Genomic DNA, 17,638 nt, shown 5'->3' on the forward strand with positions numbered 1-17,638 from the left:
GTCATCCGCTGATCGCACAGAGAGAGGAGGCCCACCCCGACGGGGTAGGCCTCCTCTATCTCTGTTCTGCGGAATCAGCCGCTCTTGCGGCGGAACTCGCGCTTGGTCACCGCGCCGTGCGTTCCATGGATGGCGGAGTCACCATCCAGGTGCGATTCGCCCTCACGGTGCTGCGAGTTCTTCTTGTCGAGCGCCTCCTTGAACTTGCGCTTCATCTCGTCGGCGGCGGCGGTCGGGTCATCGGTACTCATGGCTCCACCCTACGCATCCACGCGGGATCTGCGCCACAAATGGGCGTGTGCGCCGCCCGCTGGTAGGCTTGCGCGGGTTGCCTATGTTCACCAACGGCGGCATCCGCTCAATTCAATATGAGCTCAGGGAGCAGGCCGGCAGGATGCTGGTCCCCTGTGGTGGTCTCCCCGTCATCGATCTCGCCATCAATGCCGGGTAGACCTCCACTGGTGGCCAGTGCAAGCGCCTCGACATCGGCGCGCTGAAATCTGCCTGTTCCTGCTCCTTCGCACGCTCGCGCGTCAATACGGATACGCGAGCATAAACAAAGAAGGAGAGACCTCTTGGAAGGTCCTGAAATCACCGCCGCTGAAGCCGTCCTCGACAATGGACGCTTCGGCACCCGCACTATCCGGTTCGAAACCGGCCGCCTCGCACAGCAGGCACAGGGCGCAGTAGCCGCCTACCTCGACGAAGAAACCATGCTCCTTTCGGCCACCAGCGCCGGAAAGCACCCGCGCGAAGGCTTCGACTTCTTCCCGCTTACGGTCGATGTCGAAGAGCGTTCATACGCCGCCGGTAAGATCCCCGGCTCGTTCTTCCGTCGGGAAGGTCGCCCCTCCACCGAAGCGATCCTCGTCTGCCGTCTGATCGACCGTCCGCTGCGCCCCTCGTTCGTCGAGGGTCTCCGCAACGAGGTCCAGATCGTCGTCACCGTTCTCTCGATCGCGCCGGGCGAGTTCTACGACGCGCTCGCGATCAACGCGGCATCCCTGTCGACCCAGATCTCGGGTCTGCCGTTCTCGGGCCCGATCGCCGGCGTCCGCCTCGCGCTCATCCCCGGTCACGGCGAGCACGCTGACCAGTGGATCGCGTTCCCGACTGTGACCCAGCTCGAAGAGGCCGTGTTCGACCTCATCGTCGCGGGTCGTGTCATCACCGATGCCGATGGCAACGACGATGTCGCGATCATGATGGTCGAGGCTGAGGCCACCGAGGGTTCGTGGAACCTCATCAAGGGTGGGGCTGTCAAGCCCAACGAGCAGGTCGTGGCCGAGGGCCTCGAGGCCTCAAAGCCCTTCCTCAAGCAGCTCGTCGCCGCGCAGAAAGAGGTCGCCAGCAGCGCCGCGAAAGAGATCAAGCAGTTTCCGGTCTTCCTGCCGTACAGCCAGCAGACGTACGACTTCGTTGCGGGCCGTGCCTACGACAAGCTTGTTCCGATCTACCAGATCGCCGACAAGCAGGACCGTCAGAACGCCGACGACGAGCTGAAGGATGCCGTCAAGGCAGAGCTTCTCGCCGCCGTCGAGTCGGGCGAGCTTCCCGCTGTTGCGACGCTGGAGTTCTCGGCTGCGTACAAGTCGGTCACCAAGACCATCGTTCGCGGTCGCATCCTGGCTGAGGGCGTCCGCATGGACGGCCGTGGCCTTGCTGACATCCGCCCGCTGGATGCCGAGGTACAGGTCATCCCGCGTGTTCACGGCTCGGCGATCTTCCAGAGAGGTGAGACCCAGATCCTGGGTGTCACGACGCTGAACATGCTCAAGATGGAGCAGCAGATCGACTCGCTGTCGCCTGTGACGCACAAGCGCTACATGCACCACTACAACTTCCCGCCCTATTCCACCGGTGAAACCGGTCGTGTGGGTAGCCCCAAGCGTCGCGAGATCGGGCACGGTTTCCTCGCCGAGCGCGCGCTCGTACCGGTGCTCCCCAGCCGGGAGGAGTTCCCCTACGCGATCCGTCAGGTGTCCGAGGCTCTCGGCTCCAACGGCTCGACGTCGATGGGTTCGGTGTGCGCCTCGACCCTGTCGCTCCTGAACGCCGGTGTGCCGTTGCGCGCAGCCGTCGCCGGAATCGCGATGGGTCTTGTCACCGACGAGGTCGACGGTCAGACGCGCTACGCCGCGTTGACTGACATCCTCGGTGCCGAAGATGCTCTGGGTGACATGGACTTCAAGGTCGCCGGTACGAGCGAGTTCGTTACGGCGATCCAGCTCGACACGAAGCTCGACGGGATCCCGTCGTCGGTGCTGACCGCCGCGCTGCAGCAGGCTCACGAGGCTCGACTCACGATCCTCGGTGTGCTCAACGCAGCGATCGACAGCCCCGACGAGATGGCACCGACCGCGCCCCGCGTGATCAGCGTCCAGATCCCGGTCGACAAGATCGGCGAGCTGATCGGCCCCAAGGGAAAGACGATCAACGCGATCCAGGACGAGACCGGCGCTCAGATCTCGATCGAGGAAGACGGCACCGTCTACATCGGCGCGATCGACGGTCCTTCGGCCGAGGCTGCCCGTGCGCAGGTCAACGCGATCGCGAACCCGACCAACCCCGAGGTCGGTGAGCAGTTCCTCGGTACCGTGGTGAAGCTCGCGACCTTCGGTGCGTTCGTTTCGCTGCTCCCCGGCAAGGACGGACTGCTGCACGTCAGCGAGGTCCGCAAGCTCGCCGGTGGCAAGCGTGTCGAGAATGTCGAAGACGTCCTCTCGGTCGGTCAGAAGATCCTCGTGAAGATCACGAAGATCGATGACCGTGGCAAGCTGTCGCTCGAGCCCGTGCTCGAAGAGGCTGCGGACCAGCAGGGTTCCGCCGCTGCGAGCGAGGGTCCCGGCGACGCTCCGGCCGAAGGCTGAGCCAGACTCCATCTGAACAGTGATGCCCGTCCCCGTCGTGGGGGCGGGCATCACTCGTTGAGCGTGTAAATCACCGTAATCACACGTGTTGTCCCCCGAACGGGGGACAACACGGCACCATTTCCCGCCTTTGTGACGTAAGCGTTATGGAATGTTTACCGTCTGGATGCCGCGCTACACCGAAACGTCGATGACCGGGCTTACTCTCTAAGTACACGCCGGGGGGCGTGTAAGAGATCACGATCAGCCCGACAGGGGTAATCGTGGGGGGTGTGTTGTGAGCTTATTTGGCGTTGGTTCGGCGGTCTCATCCGCCCGACACGCGAGCCCGGCAAGCCCGTCCGCCACTACCGCTCCCGCGCTCGGTGTTCACCCGTCCGCTCCGATCCCGGTCGTCGGCCCTCCGCTGGGTCAGGGAGTGCGCGTCGCGCTGGGCGAGGGGGGCCCGGCAGTCTTCCCGCTCATCCTCGGCGGCGCCGAGTTCGGCTGGAACGTCGACCTCGAGTCGAGCCATGACATTCTCGACGCGTACGTCGAGCTGGGCGGCAACATCGTCCACACCGCCGACCGTTTCGCTGGCGGTCGCAGCGAGCACATCATCGGCCAGTGGATTCACTCGCGCGGCCTCCGCGACGACGTCGTTCTCGCTGTGCGCGTCGGCGGTCACGCAGACAACCCCGGGCTTGGTCCTGTCAACCTCGTGCGGGCGGTCGAGGCATCCCTCACCCGATTGCGTACCGACTGCATCGACGTACTGTATTTGGACGCTGCGGCAGACAGCAAGACGGCGCTCGAAGACACTCTGGCCACTGCTGAGTGGCTCATCGATTCGGGCAAGGCCCGCACGCTCGGAGCGGCTGGCTACACCGCTGCGCAGCTCGTCGAGGCGCGGATCTTCTCGTCGGCAGGCTTCCCGCGCATCACTGTGCTCGATGTGCCCTTCAACGTGGTGCGCCGCCACGAATTCGATCCTGACCTGCGTTTGGTTGCAGGAGCACAGGGTATGGCCGTTACCCCCTCGCATGCTCTCGAGCACGGGTTCTTGGCGGGCCGCCAGCGCACCCGCTCACGGGGAAGCCTGTCGGTGCGCGGAGCGCAGATCGCCGCGAACCTCAACCGCCGGGGAAGCCGTACGCTGCGCGCGCTCGACTCCATCGGCTCCGAGCTCGGTGTTCCTGACGCGGCGGTCGCCGTTGCGTGGCTGCTTTCGCAGAAGCTCGTCACGGCGCCGATCGTCAACGCGTACGCACCCCACCATGTCGAAGAACTGGTGCAAGGAGTCGGCGTGCGTCTCAGCCGCGCGCAACTCGCCGACATCGCGCGCGCCTCGGAGTGACCCGAGCGACCGCCTGACGTAGGGTGGAAGAGCGCCCTACGGCGCACACCGGACCCCCGACGGAGCGAGCCTTGTGACGCACTACATCTATCTCGTGCGACACGGCGAGCATCAGGACGCCGAGCACGGACTCACCGATGGGCCACTCTCTCCGCGCGGCAAGCGTCAGGCGTCTCTCCTCGCCGACAGGCTTTCGGGGGTGCCCTTCGACGCTGTGTGGCACTCACCGCTGATGCGCGCGTCAGAGACCGCGCATGCGGTGGCCGAGCGCATGCCCTCGGTCGCGCCCGAACCGTCCGCGCTTCTCTTTGACTGCGTGCCCACCGGTGTCACTCCCGAAACCCCCGCGGCGTACGAGCCCTTCTTCGGGGCGATCACTGAGGCTGAGATCGAGGCCGGTAGAGCTCAGATGTCGGACGCGGTGAGTGAGTTTCTCGTCCGCAAGAGCGGTGAAGTGCACGAGCTGGTCATCACGCACAACTTCGTGATCTCGTGGTTCGTGCGTGAGGTGCTGCAGACTCCCGAGTGGCGGTGGATGACACTCAATCAGGCGCACTGCGGGCTCACGGTACTCTCGCAGAAGCAGGGCCGCCCGTGGACTCTGCTCTCACATAACGACCTCGCGCACCTCCCTGTGGAGCTCCGCACGGGCCTTCCGGAGCACTATCCCGCCTGATCAGCCGACGGTGCTCAGCGCTTTCGCGTACCACCGCGTCGCGTTCGGGTTGTCGTTATAGGGCTCGATGGTGCTGAACCCGGCGGCTGCGTACAGCGCGGCCGCCGCCGTCAGGGAGTGATGGGTGTCGAGCACCAGCTCGGCCGCGCCGAGGGCGCGTGCGCGTTGCTCGAGGTCGTGCAGCAGCATCCGCCCCCATCCGCGCCCGCGCGTTTCGGGACGCAAGTAGAGGTGTTTGACTTCGTAACGGCGCCCGAGGGGGCCGTCGGGGATGAGACGGATGCCGCCACAACCGACGCCCGTGCCCTCGTCGTCTTCGACCATGAGAAACACCCCGGCCGGCGGAACGTAGAGGGCAGGATCGGGGAAGGTGATCGTGTAGATCACGTTCTGATGGGCGAAGCCGAGTTCGCGGGAGTGGAAATACTCCGCCAGCAGAGCGTGGGCTTCGGGGGAGTCGACAGAGGATTCGCGCAACATGACCACGCACCGAGCGTAGGGCAGGCGGTGCCGCGCACACGCGCGCCTAGGATTGAGGCATGACGACGCGGGTAGCAATCGTGGGTGGCACAGGCAAACTGGGCGGCATCATCCGCGATGTCATCGAGGCTTCGGACGACTTCGAGATCGTCGCCGTGCTCTCTTCCCGCTCCGAGCTGTCAGAGCTCGCCGGAGCGGAACTGGTGGTGGATGCATCGACCCCCGGCGTGTCGATCGACGTCGTGCGGGCGGCCACAGAGCGCGGAATCAACGTGCTTGTCGGTACGTCGGGATGGTCTGCCGAACGCATCGCCCTCGTTCGGCCCCTGGTGGAAGCCGCCGGCACCGGGGTTGTCTTCATCCCCAACTTCTCGCTCGGTTCGGTGTTGGGCTCGGCGCTCGCATCGGTCGCGGCACCGTTCTTCCCGTCGATCGAGATCGTCGAGGCGCATCGCGAGACAAAGGTTGATTCACCGAGCGGCACCGCGGTACGCACCGCAGAACTCATCGCCGCAGCACGTTCCGCCACAGGCCCGGTCGAATCGCCGCACGTCGACCAGCGTGCGCGCGGCCAGCAGGTCGCGAGCGTGCCGATCCACTCGCTGCGCCGCCCCGGCGTCATCGCCCGGCAAGAGACGATCCTCGCTGGCGCGGGGGAGTCGCTCACGATCACCCACGACACGATCGAGCCCGCGTTGGCATACGGTCCGGGTATCCGGATCGCGCTGGCCGCCGCTCGGGACGCACGCGGCGTCAGCGTCGGGTTGGATTCGTTCATCGACATCGGTCTGCGGCAGCCAGGAGGCCGCGCCGTCGCCCCCGTCGAAGAGGGCGGCGTCACCGGGCAGGTCGCGCGGGCGACGGGGGTATGAGCGCACGCATCGGTGCTCTCGTCATGGCAGTGCTGCTCGCGCTGTACATCGTGTTGGCGGGGCAACGGGCGATCATCCTGCTCGGCAGCGGCGACCCGGTCGGAATTGCGATGGGAGTGGCGCTCATCGTGTTACCGCTCATAGCGGTCTGGGCAGTTGGGCGGGAGCTGTGGTTCGGGGTGCGCGCTGAACAGCTAGCGCGCCGGCTCGAGACAGAGGATGCCCTCCCCGAAGAGATCGTCCTCGTCCGCCCCAGCGGCCGCGTTGAGCGCGAAGACGCCGATGCCGTGTTCCCCGCGTACCGCGCCGACGTCGAGGCACACCCCGAAGACTGGCGCGCGTGGTACCGGCTGGCACTGGCCTACGACGCGGCGGGTGATCGCCGACGCGCCCGCGGAGCGGCGCGCTCGGCGATCCGGTTCGAGTCGGCTGACCGACGCCGAGCCTAAGCGGGCGGCTCAGCCCGCGGGAATAGCCGCCGCGACGGCCTGGCTGATCGTCGTATGGGTGAATGTGAAGCCGGACGCTTCGAGTGCCTCCGGTACGACGTGCGCGTCGGTGGTCAGCAGCGCTTCGGTCGCGTCGGCGCCGAGCGCGACCTTAATGCCCCACACCGGCGCCCGCAACACGAAAGGCCGATTCATGCGAACAGCGAGTGCGAACCCCAGGTCGTTGGCGGTGGCTCGTGTCGGTCCGGAGAGGTTCACCGGGCCTGAGATGTCGGTGTCGATGACGTGGCGGATCGCCCGCACCTCATCCTCGAGAGAAATCCATGGCCAGGCTTGTGTGCCCCTGCCGATCGGCCCGCTCACGCCGAGCTTCGTCAACAGCAAGAGGGGCTTGAGTGCCCCGTCCTTGTGGACGATCGGTGCAGTCCTCAGTGTCACGATCCGTGCGTCGTCACCGGCCGCGAAGGCCGCCGATTCCCACTCGCCGCAGAGGTCTGACAGGAAGCTCCCGCCACGAGGTGAATCTTCTGTCAGGCGCACACCCGGCGCGGAGCCGTAATAGCCCACGGCCGATGATGATATGAAGGCCGGGGCATCCGTTCCGAGCGCGCGCACTGCACGCGCGAGGGCGCGTGTCGGCGTGATCCTCGACCACAGCAGGGTGTTCTTGTACTTCGCCGTCCACGGAAAGCGTCCGATGCTGGCGCCGTTGAGGCCGACGACGGCATCGGCGCCTGCCAATACAGCAGGGTCGAGCGGCCTGGTGTCGGCAAGCCATTCGACCTCGTCAGCGGTCTCGGCGGGTTGCCGCACGAGCGTGGTCACCTCGACGCCGTCCGCGCGTAGCGAGTCGACGAGCGCGCTCCCGATCAGGCCCGAGGCGCCCGCGACGACAACGCGCCGCGCGCGACCGGGCTCAGCGGGGTCAGGCAAGCGTTGCCTCAAGGGTGATCTCAGTGCCCGCGAGAGCTGCTGAGACGGGGCATCCGGCCTTCGCCTCCTGCGCGAGTCGCTCGAAGTCTTCGGGAGAAATCCCTGGGATCACCGCGTTGACGTTGAGGTGGCTGCCGGTGATGCCGGTGCCCGGCTTGAACGTGACCGACGCGGTCGTGTCAATCGACTCCGGGGGAGTGCCGTTCTGCGCCAAAGCGTGCGAGAGCGCCATGCTGAAGCAGGACGAGTGCGCCGCGGCGATCAGCTCTTCCGGAGTGGTGACCGAGGTCGAGCCCTCGCTGCGCGCCTTCCAATTGACATCGAAGGTACCCAGGCCCGAAGAGACGAACGTCACTTCACCCGACCCTTCAGCGAGGCTGCCCTTCCAGGCGGTGCTGGCTTCGCTCGTCACAGTCATCGGGGGCCTCCTGTCGCGGCGCCGCGCTCGTCGAGACGCCTGCGGCCAGCCTAACCGCCGGGCGACGGGAGCGGTCGAGAAATTCGCCGACTCAGCCGGCGGCCGGGCGTTCGCGGCCGACAAGACCCGTGCGCTGCAGCAGCAGATACATCTGGCACCCGAGGCAGAACGCGAAGGCTGCATTGAGGAACGCGGCGATGAACGCGAAGGCGGCCGCGATCGGCAGCGCCCACGGGACGCCGAGCAGGTGGAGGATCAGCCCGAGTGAGGTCACGAACAGGCCGACGCCCTGGGCGAAGCGCGGCGGACGCGGGTCTTCGCGCTCGGTTGGCGGGCTCAGTCGCGGCGCGATCAAGGAGCGGAAGAGCACACCCCACGGCGCGGTGCGGGGGGCTGCGACCGACCACAAGAAGAGCAACGCGATCACCAGCAGGGCGATGAAACCAGGGTCAGCCGCGCGCTCGCCGAGGGTGGCTGAAGAGATCGCCCAGCCCGAGCCATCTGTGGCCGTCGAGAGGCCAGTGAGCCCTAGGAACACCGCGATCATCAAAAGGACGGCCGTGATGGATGCGGCGAACCGCGGTCCACGAGGGTCGATCCCCTTCGGCCGGGCCGAAGCATCGGTTCCGTCAGACATGTGCGGTCTCTCCACCCAGCCGTGCGAGTTCCAGTTCGAGCACCTCTCGGTTCGGTGCTCCGCCGAAGCGCGTTTGGACGACCCCGTTGCTGTCGAGCACGAGCGTGGTGGGGGTTTGCAGAACGTGGAAGTGCTTGGCGATGTCGGGGCGGTGCGTCACATCGATGTCGAGGTGGCGGACGCCTTTGCGCGCATCGGCGACCGCGGCCAGCGTGCGATGCACGCCGGGGCAGCGAGCGCAGAGTTCGGTGCTGAACTGGAGGAGCGTTGCGGTCTCGCCGAGTGTGTCGGCGCCCAGTCGAGTGGGCTCGATCACCTCGTGTGGAATGTGGCGTCGAGGGCGCCCCTGGCGCCATTGGACGAAGATTCCGAGGGCGACCGTCGCTACCAGAAGCACGGCAAGGCCGATGAGAGCGTTGATGAGGGTCACAAACACTCAGAATATCGCTATGCGGCTGAATGGATCCTTAGCGCGGTGATTGTGACGAACCGTCGTAACAGGGCCGATGTCGCCGGTGCCCCGGTATCGTGGCAGCCGTGAGCACCGGCATCCCCACCCCCTACGAGGACCTGTTGCGTGATGTGCTGGAGAACGGCACCCACAAAGACGACCGCACCGGCACCGGAACGACGAGTTCGTTCGGACGGCAGATCCGCTTCAACCTGGCCGACGGCTTTCCGCTGATCACGACCAAGCGGGTGCACTTCAAGTCCATCGCGTATGAACTGCTCTGGTTCCTGCGCGGCGAGTCCAACGTCGGCTGGCTGCGCGATCACGGGGTGACGATCTGGGACGAGTGGGCGGATGCCGAGGGCGAATTAGGCCCGGTTTACGGTGTCCAATGGCGGTCGTGGCCCGCGCCGGGTGGCGAGAGCATCGACCAGATCTCGCAGATCATCGACCAGATCCGATCGAACCCCGACTCGCGGCGGCTGATCGTGTCGGCCTGGAACCCCGCCGACATCCCCGACATGGCGCTCGCACCGTGCCACGCGCTGTTCCAGTTCTACGTCGCCGATGGCAAGCTGTCGTGCCAGCTGTACCAGCGCAGCGCCGACCTTTTTCTCGGCGTGCCGTTCAACATCGCGTCCTACGCGCTGCTGACCCTGATGGTTGCTCAGCAGACAGGTCTCGAGCCGGGCGACTTCATCTGGACCGGCGGCGACTGCCACATCTACGACAACCACCTCGATCAGGTGCGCGAGCAGCTCACACGTGAGCCGTACGCGCTGCCGACCTTGCGCTTTCCTCGCACGCCCGACTCGATCTTCGCCTACACGTTCGAGGACTTCGTCATCGAGGACTACCAGCACCATCCCGCGATTCGCGGTGCTGTCGCGGTATGACGGATGCTGCGACCGCCCGGGTGGGTCTGATCTGGGCTGAGGCCGAGGGTGGGGTGATCGGTGCCGCAGGCGGAATGCCCTGGCACGTCCCCGAAGACCTCGCGCACTTTCGCGCCGTCACCGGAGACGCCCCGGTCGTTATGGGGCGCCGCACGTGGGAATCACTGCCCGATCGGTTCCGCCCGCTCCCGGGTCGGCGCAACATCGTGGTGACGCGGTCCGACACCTGGCAAGCCCAGGGCGCCGAGCGTGCCGGCTCGCTCGGTGCTGCGCTAAAGCTCACCGCTGACTCACCGTGGACGTGGGTGATCGGCGGCGGACAGCTCTACCGGGAGGCCATCGGGCGTGCCGATCGACTTGAAGTCACGGAGTTGGATGTCTCGGTCGAGGGTGACACCTTCGCCCCGTCGCATGCAGGGTGGAAGGCAGTGGATGTCGACCCCGCAGACGGATGGCACACCTCGTGCGGAGGCATCCGGTATCGATTCCTGGGTCTCGAGCGACCCGACATCGATTGCGGTGAGCGGCTTGCGCTTACTGCGGGTGGGGGAGGCGGCGTTGGCCCGATAGCCTGAGAACATGACGCACACGGGCAACCCCTTCGGACAGGTTCTCGTCGCGCTCGTCACACCGATGACGGCCGACGGTGAGGTTGACTGGCCCGGGGTCGAGAAGCACATCGACGACGTCATCGCCGCCGGCGCCGACGGCATTGTCGTGACCGGCACCACCGGAGAGACGAGCACGCTCACCGATGCCGAGAAGCTTCGCCTCGTCGAGGTGGGCAAGGACGTCGCATCCGGCCGCGCATCGATCATCACCGGCGGTGGCTCGAACGAAACCGCCCACGCGATCGAGTTGTACAAGGCGAGCGAGCGTGCCGGTGCCGACGGCATCATGATCGTCACGCCGTATTACAACAAGCCGACGCAGGCAGGAATTCTTACGCACTTCCGACTGGTCGCCGACGCTACCGATCTGCCGGTCATCCTCTATGACATCCCCGGTCGGACGGGCGTGCCGATCCAATACGAGACGATCCTGCGGATTGCCAAGCACCCCAATGTGCTGGCGATCAAAGACGCCAAGGGCGACTTCAGCGAGGTCAGCCGTGTGCTGAACCAGACCGACCTGATGTACTTCTCGGGGGATGACTCGAACGTTCTGCCGCACCTGGCGATCGGCGCGACCGGTCTGATCGGCGTCACGGCAAACATCGCGCCGGCGCCGTACCGCGCCATCGTCGATGCGGTCAACGCCGGCGACCTCAAGACAGCGACGGCGGAGCACCAGCGGCTCGAGCCGCTGGTGCGAGCCGCGATGACGCACGTCCCCGGCACGGTGGCGGCGAAGTACATCCTGCACGGGCTCGGCCGCATCGGCAGTCCCCGAGTCAGGCTTCCCCTGGTCGGCCCCGAAGAGTGGGAAGCCGCCAAGATCGAAGACGAGTTGGCGCTCGTGAACGGTGTTCCCGGAGCCGACTTCTCCAACTTCCGCCCTGACCGCAATGCCGCCGCCGGTGGCGCGTTGCCCAAGGTGTCGGGCACGACGCGATAGACCGTCGTCCGTTCGACGACGAGAGAACGATGAGCGGATGCTGCGGCATCCGGAGGAGGCAATTCAATGCCCAACAGCCTGATCGACCCGCCCGCCCTCGAGAAGGGAACCTTGCGAGTCATTCCGCTCGGTGGCCTCGGCGAAATCGGTCGCAACATGACCGTTTTCGAGTACGAGGGCAAGCTGCTGATCGTGGACTGCGGGGTGCTCTTCCCCGAAGAGCACCAGCCCGGAGTCGACCTGATCCTCGCGGACTTCGAGCCGATCAAGCATCGCCTCGACGACATCGTCGCGGTGGTGCTCACCCACGGTCATGAAGACCACATCGGAGCGGTGCCCTACCTGCTCAAGCTCAAGCGGGACATCCCGATCATCGGGTCGGGACTGACGCTGGCGCTGATCGAGGCGAAGCTCAAAGAGCATCGCATCAAGCCCTACACCCTCACCGTGAAAGAAGATCAGATCGAGCAGCTCGGTCCGTTTGAGCTCGAGTTCATCGCGGTGAACCACTCGATCCCCGACGCTCTGGCCGTGGCGATCCGCACGCCTGCGGGACTCGTGCTGCACACGGGTGACTTCAAGATGGACCAGTTGCCACTGGATAACCGCCTCACCGACCTCCGCGCCTTCGCGCGGCTGGGTGAAGAGGGTGTCGACCTGTTCTTGGTCGACTCGACCAACGCCGACGTGCCCGGGTTCACTCCGCTCGAGCGCGACATCGGACCGGTGCTCGACCAGGTCATCGCCAAAGCTCCCCGCCGCGTCATCGTCGCGAGCTTCTCGAGCCACGTTCACCGTGTGCAGCAGGTTCTGGATGCCGCGGCCGCCCACGGACGTAGAGTTGCGCTCCTCGGCCGCAGCATGGTGCGCAATATGACCATCGCCGCTGATCTCGGCTACCTCGACGTGCCGGACGGAGTCCTGATCGACTACCGAAAGGCGCGCGACCTGCCCGACGACAAGATCGTCTACATGTCGACGGGTTCTCAGGGCGAGCCGATGGCCGTTCTCAGCCGGATGGCGAACCACGACCACGCGATCGAGGTCGGGGAGGGCGACACGGTCATCCTCGCGTCGAGCCTGATCCCGGGCAACGAGAACGCCGTCTACCGCGTGATCGACGGGCTCACGAAGCTCGGGGCGCACGTCGTGCACAAGGGCAACGCCAAGGTGCACGTCTCGGGCCACGCTGCAGCAGGTGAGTTGCTGTACTGCTACAACATCCTCAAGCCCCGCAACGTCCTTCCGGTGCACGGCGAGTACCGCCACCTCATGGCCAACGCCAAGCTGGCGCAAGACACCGGCATTCACCCTGACCGTACGATCCTGGCCGAGAACGGCACGGTCATCGACCTGAAAGACGGCGATGCGAAGGTCGTCGGGCAGCTCGACCTCGGCTTCGTGTACGTCGACGGTTCGACGGTGGGCGAGATCACCGAAGCCGACCTCAAAGACCGCCGGATCCTCGGCGAAGAGGGATTCATCTCGGTGATCGTTGTGGTGGATGCCTCGACCGGCAAAGTCATCTCCGGCCCCGAAATCCACGCCCGTGGCTTCGCCGAAGACGACTCCGTGTTCGACGACGTCAAGCCCAAGATCGCTGCCGCGCTCGCCGAGGCCGCGAAGTCCGGGGTCCGCGACTCACACGCGCTCTCGCAGGTGGTGCGTCGCACGATAGGCCGCTGGGTCAACCAGCAGCTCCGGCGCCGTCCGATGATCATCCCGCTCGTCATCGAGGCGTAGCATCCGACCGATTCTTCGTCCGACACAGGACTGAAACACCGCGCGGATAGGATCACCGGGTGCCCTCGTCGTTTCGCATCCGCCCTGCCACGCAGGCCGATGGCGCGTTCCTCAGCGACATGGTCGTCGAGGCGGCGAACTGGAGCTCGGGCGGTGCGCGGCCGAAGCATCAGATCATGACGAGCTCCGAGCACAGTCGGTACGTCTCGGGGTGGATGCGCCCGAGCGATGCCGGCTTCGTCGCCGTCGACGATCAGGGTGAACCGATCGGTGCGGCGTGGTACCGGATGCTTCCCCGCAGCGATCCCGGGTTCGGCTATGTCGGCACCGGCGTGCCCGAACTCATCATCGGTGTGCGGCCGATCTGGCGTGCGCACGGAGTGGGACGCACACTTCTGCAACGGCTGAGCGAGCACGCCGCTAGCGCAGGCTTCGCGCGCATCAGCTTGAGTGTCGAGCGCGGCAACTTCGCCGTGTCGCTCTACCGCAGCGAGGGTTTCGCAGTCACCCAAAGCGGAATCGGCCGCGACACGATGGTCAAGCGCCTGCGCTGAGAGTCCGAGTCGCTCCCGCGAAAAGTCGGGGCCCGGGCCTACCGTGGGGGAATGGCCAGGAGCTCTAGCCCGACCAAGAGTGGTCGCGCGCCCGCAGGGGCATCATCTTCGCGCGCGCGCAAACCCGAGCCCGCACCCAAGCGCTACGTCGGCGAGAGCGACAAACCGCCGGTGATCGTCCGGGGGTGGCTGGGCCTCGCTCACGCGACGGGCGGGCTCTTTCGCGCGTTCGGCCCCGAGACGCTGGAGAAAGACCAGCGGCGCGACGGCTTCCCGTTCCTGCTCGTCCTCCTCGCGATCGCCGGCGCTGTCGTCGAGTGGTTCCTCATCGGCAACGAGGTCGCCAAGACGATCAGCGCCTACACCGCCGGAGCCCTGATCGGTCGTGAGGCTTTCATTCTGCCGGTGCTCCTCCTGTTGCTGGCGGGATGGATGTTCCGGCATCCGTCCTCTGTGCACGACAACGGGCGCATCGGCATCGGCTTCGCGCTTTTCATCCTGACCATTGCGGGCTTCTGCCACATCGCCGGCGGTCGTCCGCAGCCGAACGAGGGTCTCCCCGCCCTCAGTGAAGCTGGCGGACTTTTCGGATGGATGCTGGGTGAACCGCTGGCCCTGCTGATCACCGATATCGGCGCGTACATCGTCCTCGGGCTGTTCGCTGCCCTCAGCGTCTTGATCATCACCAAGACGCCACCGAACCGCATCGGGCGCCGCCTCGGCGATCTGTACGCATGGATGTTCGACGCGGAACGTCCTGACCCTGCCGAAAAGACATCCGGGCCGTCTTTCGACGGCGGCGAAGGCGACGCTTCACTGCCCTTCTGGCGGCGCAACAAGACCGGCCGCGAGACGGACCCCGCCGAGGGAATCGGTTCGCAGGACCTCACGGAACTCTTGCCCCCCGGTGCAGTGCAGGGCGGGTTCGACCAGGTCCTGGCGACTCCGCCGCCTCTGCCCGCACCCGACGCACTGACCGAGGTCATCGCGACCCCCGGCCGCAAGAAGTCCGCTCGACGCGAAGACACCTCGCTCCGCGACGACTCCGATCAAGATCCTCTCGAGGACGGCATGCTGCCCGGCCTTACGGGGATGGGGACGGATGCTGAGCGCACATCGTCCGTGGCGCCGTATCGGCTCCCGTCGGTGGCGGCACTCGCCGAGGGCACTCCGCACAAGACTCGGTCGCAGGCCAACGACGACACCGTCCGGGCGATCACCAGCGTTCTCGACCAGTTCGCGATCGATGCGCGTGTGACCGGGTTCTCGCGCGGCCCGACAGTGACCCAGTACGAGATCTCGGTGGGCCCCGGCGTGAAGGTAGAGCGGATCACCGCCTTGACCAACAACATCGCGTATGCCGTGGCATCCAACGAGGTCCGTATTCTGGCTCCCATCCCGGGCAAGAGCGCCATCGGTGTCGAAATCCCCAACGTCGACCGCGAGATGGTGACGCTCGGCGATGTGCTGCGCTCGCAGGCGGCCGCCGCGAGCACTCACCCGATGACGATTGGTGTCGGCAAAGACGTCGGCGGTGGCTACGTCGTCGCGAACCTCGCGAAGATGCCTCACCTTCTCGTGGCTGGTTCCACCGGCTCGGGCAAGTCGAGCTTCGTGAACTCCATGATCACAAGCCTCCTGATGCGCGCCAAGCCCTCCGAGGTGCGCATGGTGCTGATCGACCCGAAGCGGGTCGAGTTGACGTCCTACGCGGGCGTCCCGCACCTGATCACGCCCATCATCACCAACCCGAAGAAGGCCGCCGAAGCGCTGCAGTGGGTCGTCAAAGAGATGGACATGCGGTACGACGACCTCGCGTCGTTCGGTTATCGACACATCGACGATTTCAACCGCGCGGTCGTCGCGGGTGAAGTGAATCTTCCCGTCGGCAGTGAGCGCGTGCTCAAGCCGTATCCGTATTTGCTAGTGGTCGTGGACGAGCTCGCCGACCTCATGATGGTCGCGCCGCGCGACGTCGAAGACTCGATTGTTCGCATTACGCAGCTTGCTCGTGCGAGCGGCATCCACCTCGTCCTCGCCACACAGCGTCCGTCGGTCGACGTCGTGACCGGGTTGATCAAGGCCAACGTGCCATCGCGGCTCGCGTTCGCGGTCACAAGCGTCACCGACAGCCGCGTGATCCTCGACCAGCCCGGAGCCGACCGCTTGATCGGTCAGGGCGACGCGCTGTTCCTCCCGATGGGCACCTCGAAATCGATCCGCGTACAGGGTGCGTGGGTCAGCGAGGCCGAGATCGAGAAGGTCGTCAAGCACGTCACCGCCCAGGCGCGACCTGAGTACCGCGAGGTTGCGGTCGTGGCGCCGAAGAAAGAGGTCGATGCCGACATCGGCGACGACCTCGAGCTTCTGCTCGCGGCGACCGAACTCATCGTCTCGACGCAATTCGGGTCGACCTCGATGCTGCAGCGCAAGCTCCGCGTCGGCTTCGCGAAGGCCGGGCGCCTCATGGACCTGCTCGAGTCCCGCGAGATCGTCGGCCCCTCGGAGGGTTCGAAGGCCCGCGACGTGCTGGTGACCAACGAACAACTTCCCGCCGTGCTCGCGCGTCTGCGCGGAGACGATGCGGGCGATGATGCCCCGGCTGGCGACGGTTACGGCGCCAACGCTGTCGAGGCCCAGTTCGACGGACTGCCGGTTGTCGAGTCGGAGGGCGACGAAGACGCCTGGGGCCTGACGGGACGTGACTGATGGCCGTTCCGCGGCAGCTGCCCAACGCGATCACGATCGTGCGCATCCTGTGCGCGCCGGTCTTTCTGTGGATGCTGCTCGCCGACGGGGGAGCGGACGGGCCAGTCCGGTGGTGGGCTGCCGTGCTCTTCATCGTCGCGATCGCGACCGACGGTATCGACGGGTGGATTGCTCGCAAGTACGAGATCGTCACCGACCTCGGCAAGCTCCTCGATCCGATCGCCGACAAGGTGCTCACCGGCTTCGCGTTCATCGGGCTTTCGATCCTGGGCGAGCTGCCCTGGTGGGTCACGATCATCGTGCTCATCCGCGAAATCGGCATCACGGTCTACCGCTTCATGGTCGTGAGCGACCATGTTCTGGCCGCCGCGTGGATGGGTAAGCTCAAGACCCTCGCTCAAGGCGTGGCGCTCTCGCTCGCTCTCCTGCCGCTCTGGACGATCGTCGGCGAATGGATCCACTGGGTCAACGGGGTCACGATGGCGATCGCGGTGATCCTCACGATCGCAAGTGGCATCGACTACATCGTCACCGAGGTGCGCGCAGCTCGGAAGAAGCGGGCGTGACCGATGCAGCCGCGCTGATCGCACGGCTGATCAAGCGCGGCTGGACTGTCGGGGTCGCTGAGTCGTTGACCGGCGGAATGGTGATCGCCGAACTCGTCTCCGTTCCCGGCGCATCGGCGGTCGTGCGCGGGGGGGTCGTCGCCTACGCCACCGAGGTCAAGCACACGCTCCTCGGCGTCGACGCAGCACTCTTGGCCGCCTCTGGTGCGGTACATCCCGAGGTCGCGCGTCAGATGGCAGAGGGCGTGCGTGGCGCTCTTGGAGGGGCGGATGCTGCCGCCGAAGTCGGGATCGCCACGACCGGCGTGGCCGGGCCAGATCCTCAGGACGGTCAGCCCGTCGGGACGGTCTATGTCGCTGTGTCCACTGGCGAAGGCACGCGTGTCAAGCGGTTGCTGCTTACCGGGTCGCGGGCTGAGATTCGTACGCAGGCGATGGATGCCGCGCTCGGTCTTGCGCTCGCGGTGGTGTGAGGCATCCGGAATCTCTGG

The 17,638-nt window shown here is 66.1% G+C and carries 19 protein-coding genes; 13 read left to right on the plus strand and 6 right to left on the minus strand.

The window, feature by feature from the left end; all coding sequences use genetic code 11:
• Nucleotides 1-74: 74 nt before the first annotated feature.
• Nucleotides 75-251 carry a DUF5302 domain-containing protein gene (locus LG299_RS16490; RefSeq protein ID WP_404432201.1) on the minus strand — a complete coding sequence of 59 codons (177 nt, stop codon included), beginning with the start codon at nucleotides 249-251 and terminating at the stop codon, nucleotides 75-77.
• Between the two features lie 324 nt (nucleotides 252-575).
• Between LG299_RS16490 and LG299_RS16495 the strand changes: the two genes are divergently transcribed.
• The 3 genes from LG299_RS16495 (at nucleotide 576) to LG299_RS16505 (ending at nucleotide 4,882) form a co-directional block, all read left to right on the plus strand.
• The gene (locus LG299_RS16495) at nucleotides 576-2,870 is read left to right on the plus strand and encodes a polyribonucleotide nucleotidyltransferase (protein WP_404432203.1); all 2,295 of its coding nucleotides are present in this window, start codon (nucleotides 576-578) and stop codon (nucleotides 2,868-2,870) included.
• Nucleotides 2,871-3,147: 277 nt separating this feature from the next.
• Entirely contained in the window at nucleotides 3,148-4,206 is a 1,059-nt protein-coding gene (locus LG299_RS16500; RefSeq protein WP_404432205.1) for an aldo/keto reductase, read from the plus strand.
• Nucleotides 4,207-4,279: 73 nt separating this feature from the next.
• Nucleotides 4,280-4,882, plus strand: a complete 603-nt coding sequence (locus LG299_RS16505) for a histidine phosphatase family protein (RefSeq protein WP_404432207.1) — start codon at nucleotides 4,280-4,282, stop codon at nucleotides 4,880-4,882.
• Here LG299_RS16505 and LG299_RS16510 read toward each other — a convergent pair whose 3' ends face one another.
• On the minus strand, nucleotides 4,883-5,362 hold the full coding sequence (locus LG299_RS16510; RefSeq protein WP_404432209.1) for a GNAT family N-acetyltransferase: 480 nt from the start codon (nucleotides 5,360-5,362) through the stop codon (nucleotides 4,883-4,885). It lies immediately after the preceding gene.
• A gap of 59 nt (nucleotides 5,363-5,421) precedes the next feature.
• On the opposite strand from LG299_RS16510, the gene LG299_RS16515 reads away from it, so the two are divergent.
• The gene (locus tag LG299_RS16515) at nucleotides 5,422-6,234 is read left to right on the plus strand and encodes a 4-hydroxy-tetrahydrodipicolinate reductase (RefSeq protein ID WP_404432211.1); all 813 of its coding nucleotides are present in this window, start codon (nucleotides 5,422-5,424) and stop codon (nucleotides 6,232-6,234) included.
• A complete protein-coding gene (locus LG299_RS16520; protein ID WP_404432213.1) occupies nucleotides 6,231-6,683 on the plus strand; it encodes a hypothetical protein in 453 nt (150 codons plus the stop codon). The genes LG299_RS16515 and LG299_RS16520 overlap by 4 nt, the downstream gene beginning before the upstream one ends.
• Before the next feature lie 9 nt (nucleotides 6,684-6,692).
• Here the strand turns inward: LG299_RS16520 and LG299_RS16525 are convergent, their stop codons facing one another.
• The 4 genes from LG299_RS16525 to LG299_RS16540 form a co-directional block, all read right to left on the minus strand.
• Nucleotides 6,693-7,616, minus strand: a complete 924-nt coding sequence (locus tag LG299_RS16525; protein WP_404432215.1) for a TIGR01777 family oxidoreductase — start codon at nucleotides 7,614-7,616, stop codon at nucleotides 6,693-6,695.
• Nucleotides 7,609-8,034, minus strand: a complete 426-nt coding sequence (locus tag LG299_RS16530) for an OsmC family peroxiredoxin (protein ID WP_404432217.1) — start codon at nucleotides 8,032-8,034, stop codon at nucleotides 7,609-7,611. The genes LG299_RS16525 and LG299_RS16530 overlap by 8 nt, the downstream gene beginning before the upstream one ends.
• 91 nt (nucleotides 8,035-8,125) lie before the next feature.
• Nucleotides 8,126-8,671 carry a DUF4395 domain-containing protein gene (locus LG299_RS16535; RefSeq protein WP_404432219.1) on the minus strand — a complete coding sequence of 182 codons (546 nt, stop codon included), beginning with the start codon at nucleotides 8,669-8,671 and terminating at the stop codon, nucleotides 8,126-8,128.
• On the minus strand, nucleotides 8,664-9,101 hold the full coding sequence (locus LG299_RS16540) for a TlpA family protein disulfide reductase (protein ID WP_404432221.1): 438 nt from the start codon (nucleotides 9,099-9,101) through the stop codon (nucleotides 8,664-8,666). The genes LG299_RS16535 and LG299_RS16540 overlap by 8 nt, the downstream gene beginning before the upstream one ends.
• Before the next feature lie 107 nt (nucleotides 9,102-9,208).
• On the opposite strand from LG299_RS16540, the gene LG299_RS16545 reads away from it, so the two are divergent.
• The 8 genes from LG299_RS16545 to LG299_RS16580 all read left to right on the plus strand — a co-directional run bounded on the left by LG299_RS16545 (nucleotide 9,209) and on the right by LG299_RS16580 (nucleotide 17,620).
• On the plus strand, nucleotides 9,209-10,018 hold the full coding sequence (locus LG299_RS16545) for a thymidylate synthase (protein WP_404432223.1): 810 nt from the start codon (nucleotides 9,209-9,211) through the stop codon (nucleotides 10,016-10,018).
• Complete coding sequence (locus tag LG299_RS16550) at nucleotides 10,015-10,593, plus strand: dihydrofolate reductase (RefSeq protein WP_404432225.1); 579 nt, start codon at nucleotides 10,015-10,017, stop codon at nucleotides 10,591-10,593. The genes LG299_RS16545 and LG299_RS16550 overlap by 4 nt, the downstream gene beginning before the upstream one ends.
• A gap of 4 nt (nucleotides 10,594-10,597) precedes the next feature.
• Nucleotides 10,598-11,575 carry a 4-hydroxy-tetrahydrodipicolinate synthase gene (dapA, locus tag LG299_RS16555; RefSeq protein WP_404432227.1) on the plus strand — a complete coding sequence of 326 codons (978 nt, stop codon included), beginning with the start codon at nucleotides 10,598-10,600 and terminating at the stop codon, nucleotides 11,573-11,575.
• 66 nt (nucleotides 11,576-11,641) lie between these two features.
• Nucleotides 11,642-13,318, plus strand: coding sequence for a ribonuclease J (locus tag LG299_RS16560; RefSeq protein ID WP_404432229.1), 1,677 nt, complete (start codon nucleotides 11,642-11,644; stop codon nucleotides 13,316-13,318).
• Nucleotides 13,319-13,377: 59 nt separating this feature from the next.
• On the plus strand, nucleotides 13,378-13,872 hold the full coding sequence (locus LG299_RS16565) for a GNAT family N-acetyltransferase (protein ID WP_404432231.1): 495 nt from the start codon (nucleotides 13,378-13,380) through the stop codon (nucleotides 13,870-13,872).
• Nucleotides 13,873-13,923: 51 nt separating this feature from the next.
• On the plus strand, nucleotides 13,924-16,581 hold the full coding sequence (locus tag LG299_RS16570; protein WP_404432233.1) for a DNA translocase FtsK 4TM domain-containing protein: 2,658 nt from the start codon (nucleotides 13,924-13,926) through the stop codon (nucleotides 16,579-16,581).
• Nucleotides 16,581-17,147 carry a CDP-diacylglycerol--glycerol-3-phosphate 3-phosphatidyltransferase gene (gene pgsA, locus LG299_RS16575; RefSeq protein WP_404432235.1) on the plus strand — a complete coding sequence of 189 codons (567 nt, stop codon included), beginning with the start codon at nucleotides 16,581-16,583 and terminating at the stop codon, nucleotides 17,145-17,147. The genes LG299_RS16570 and pgsA overlap by 1 nt, the downstream gene beginning before the upstream one ends.
• Entirely contained in the window at nucleotides 17,144-17,620 is a 477-nt protein-coding gene (locus LG299_RS16580) for a CinA family protein (RefSeq protein WP_404432237.1), read from the plus strand. The genes pgsA and LG299_RS16580 overlap by 4 nt, the downstream gene beginning before the upstream one ends.
• Nucleotides 17,621-17,638: the final 18 nt, after the last annotated feature.

It is taken from the genome of Microbacterium lacus (assembly GCF_044794305.1).
GTDB lineage: Bacteria > Actinomycetota > Actinomycetes > Actinomycetales > Microbacteriaceae > Microbacterium > Microbacterium lacus_B.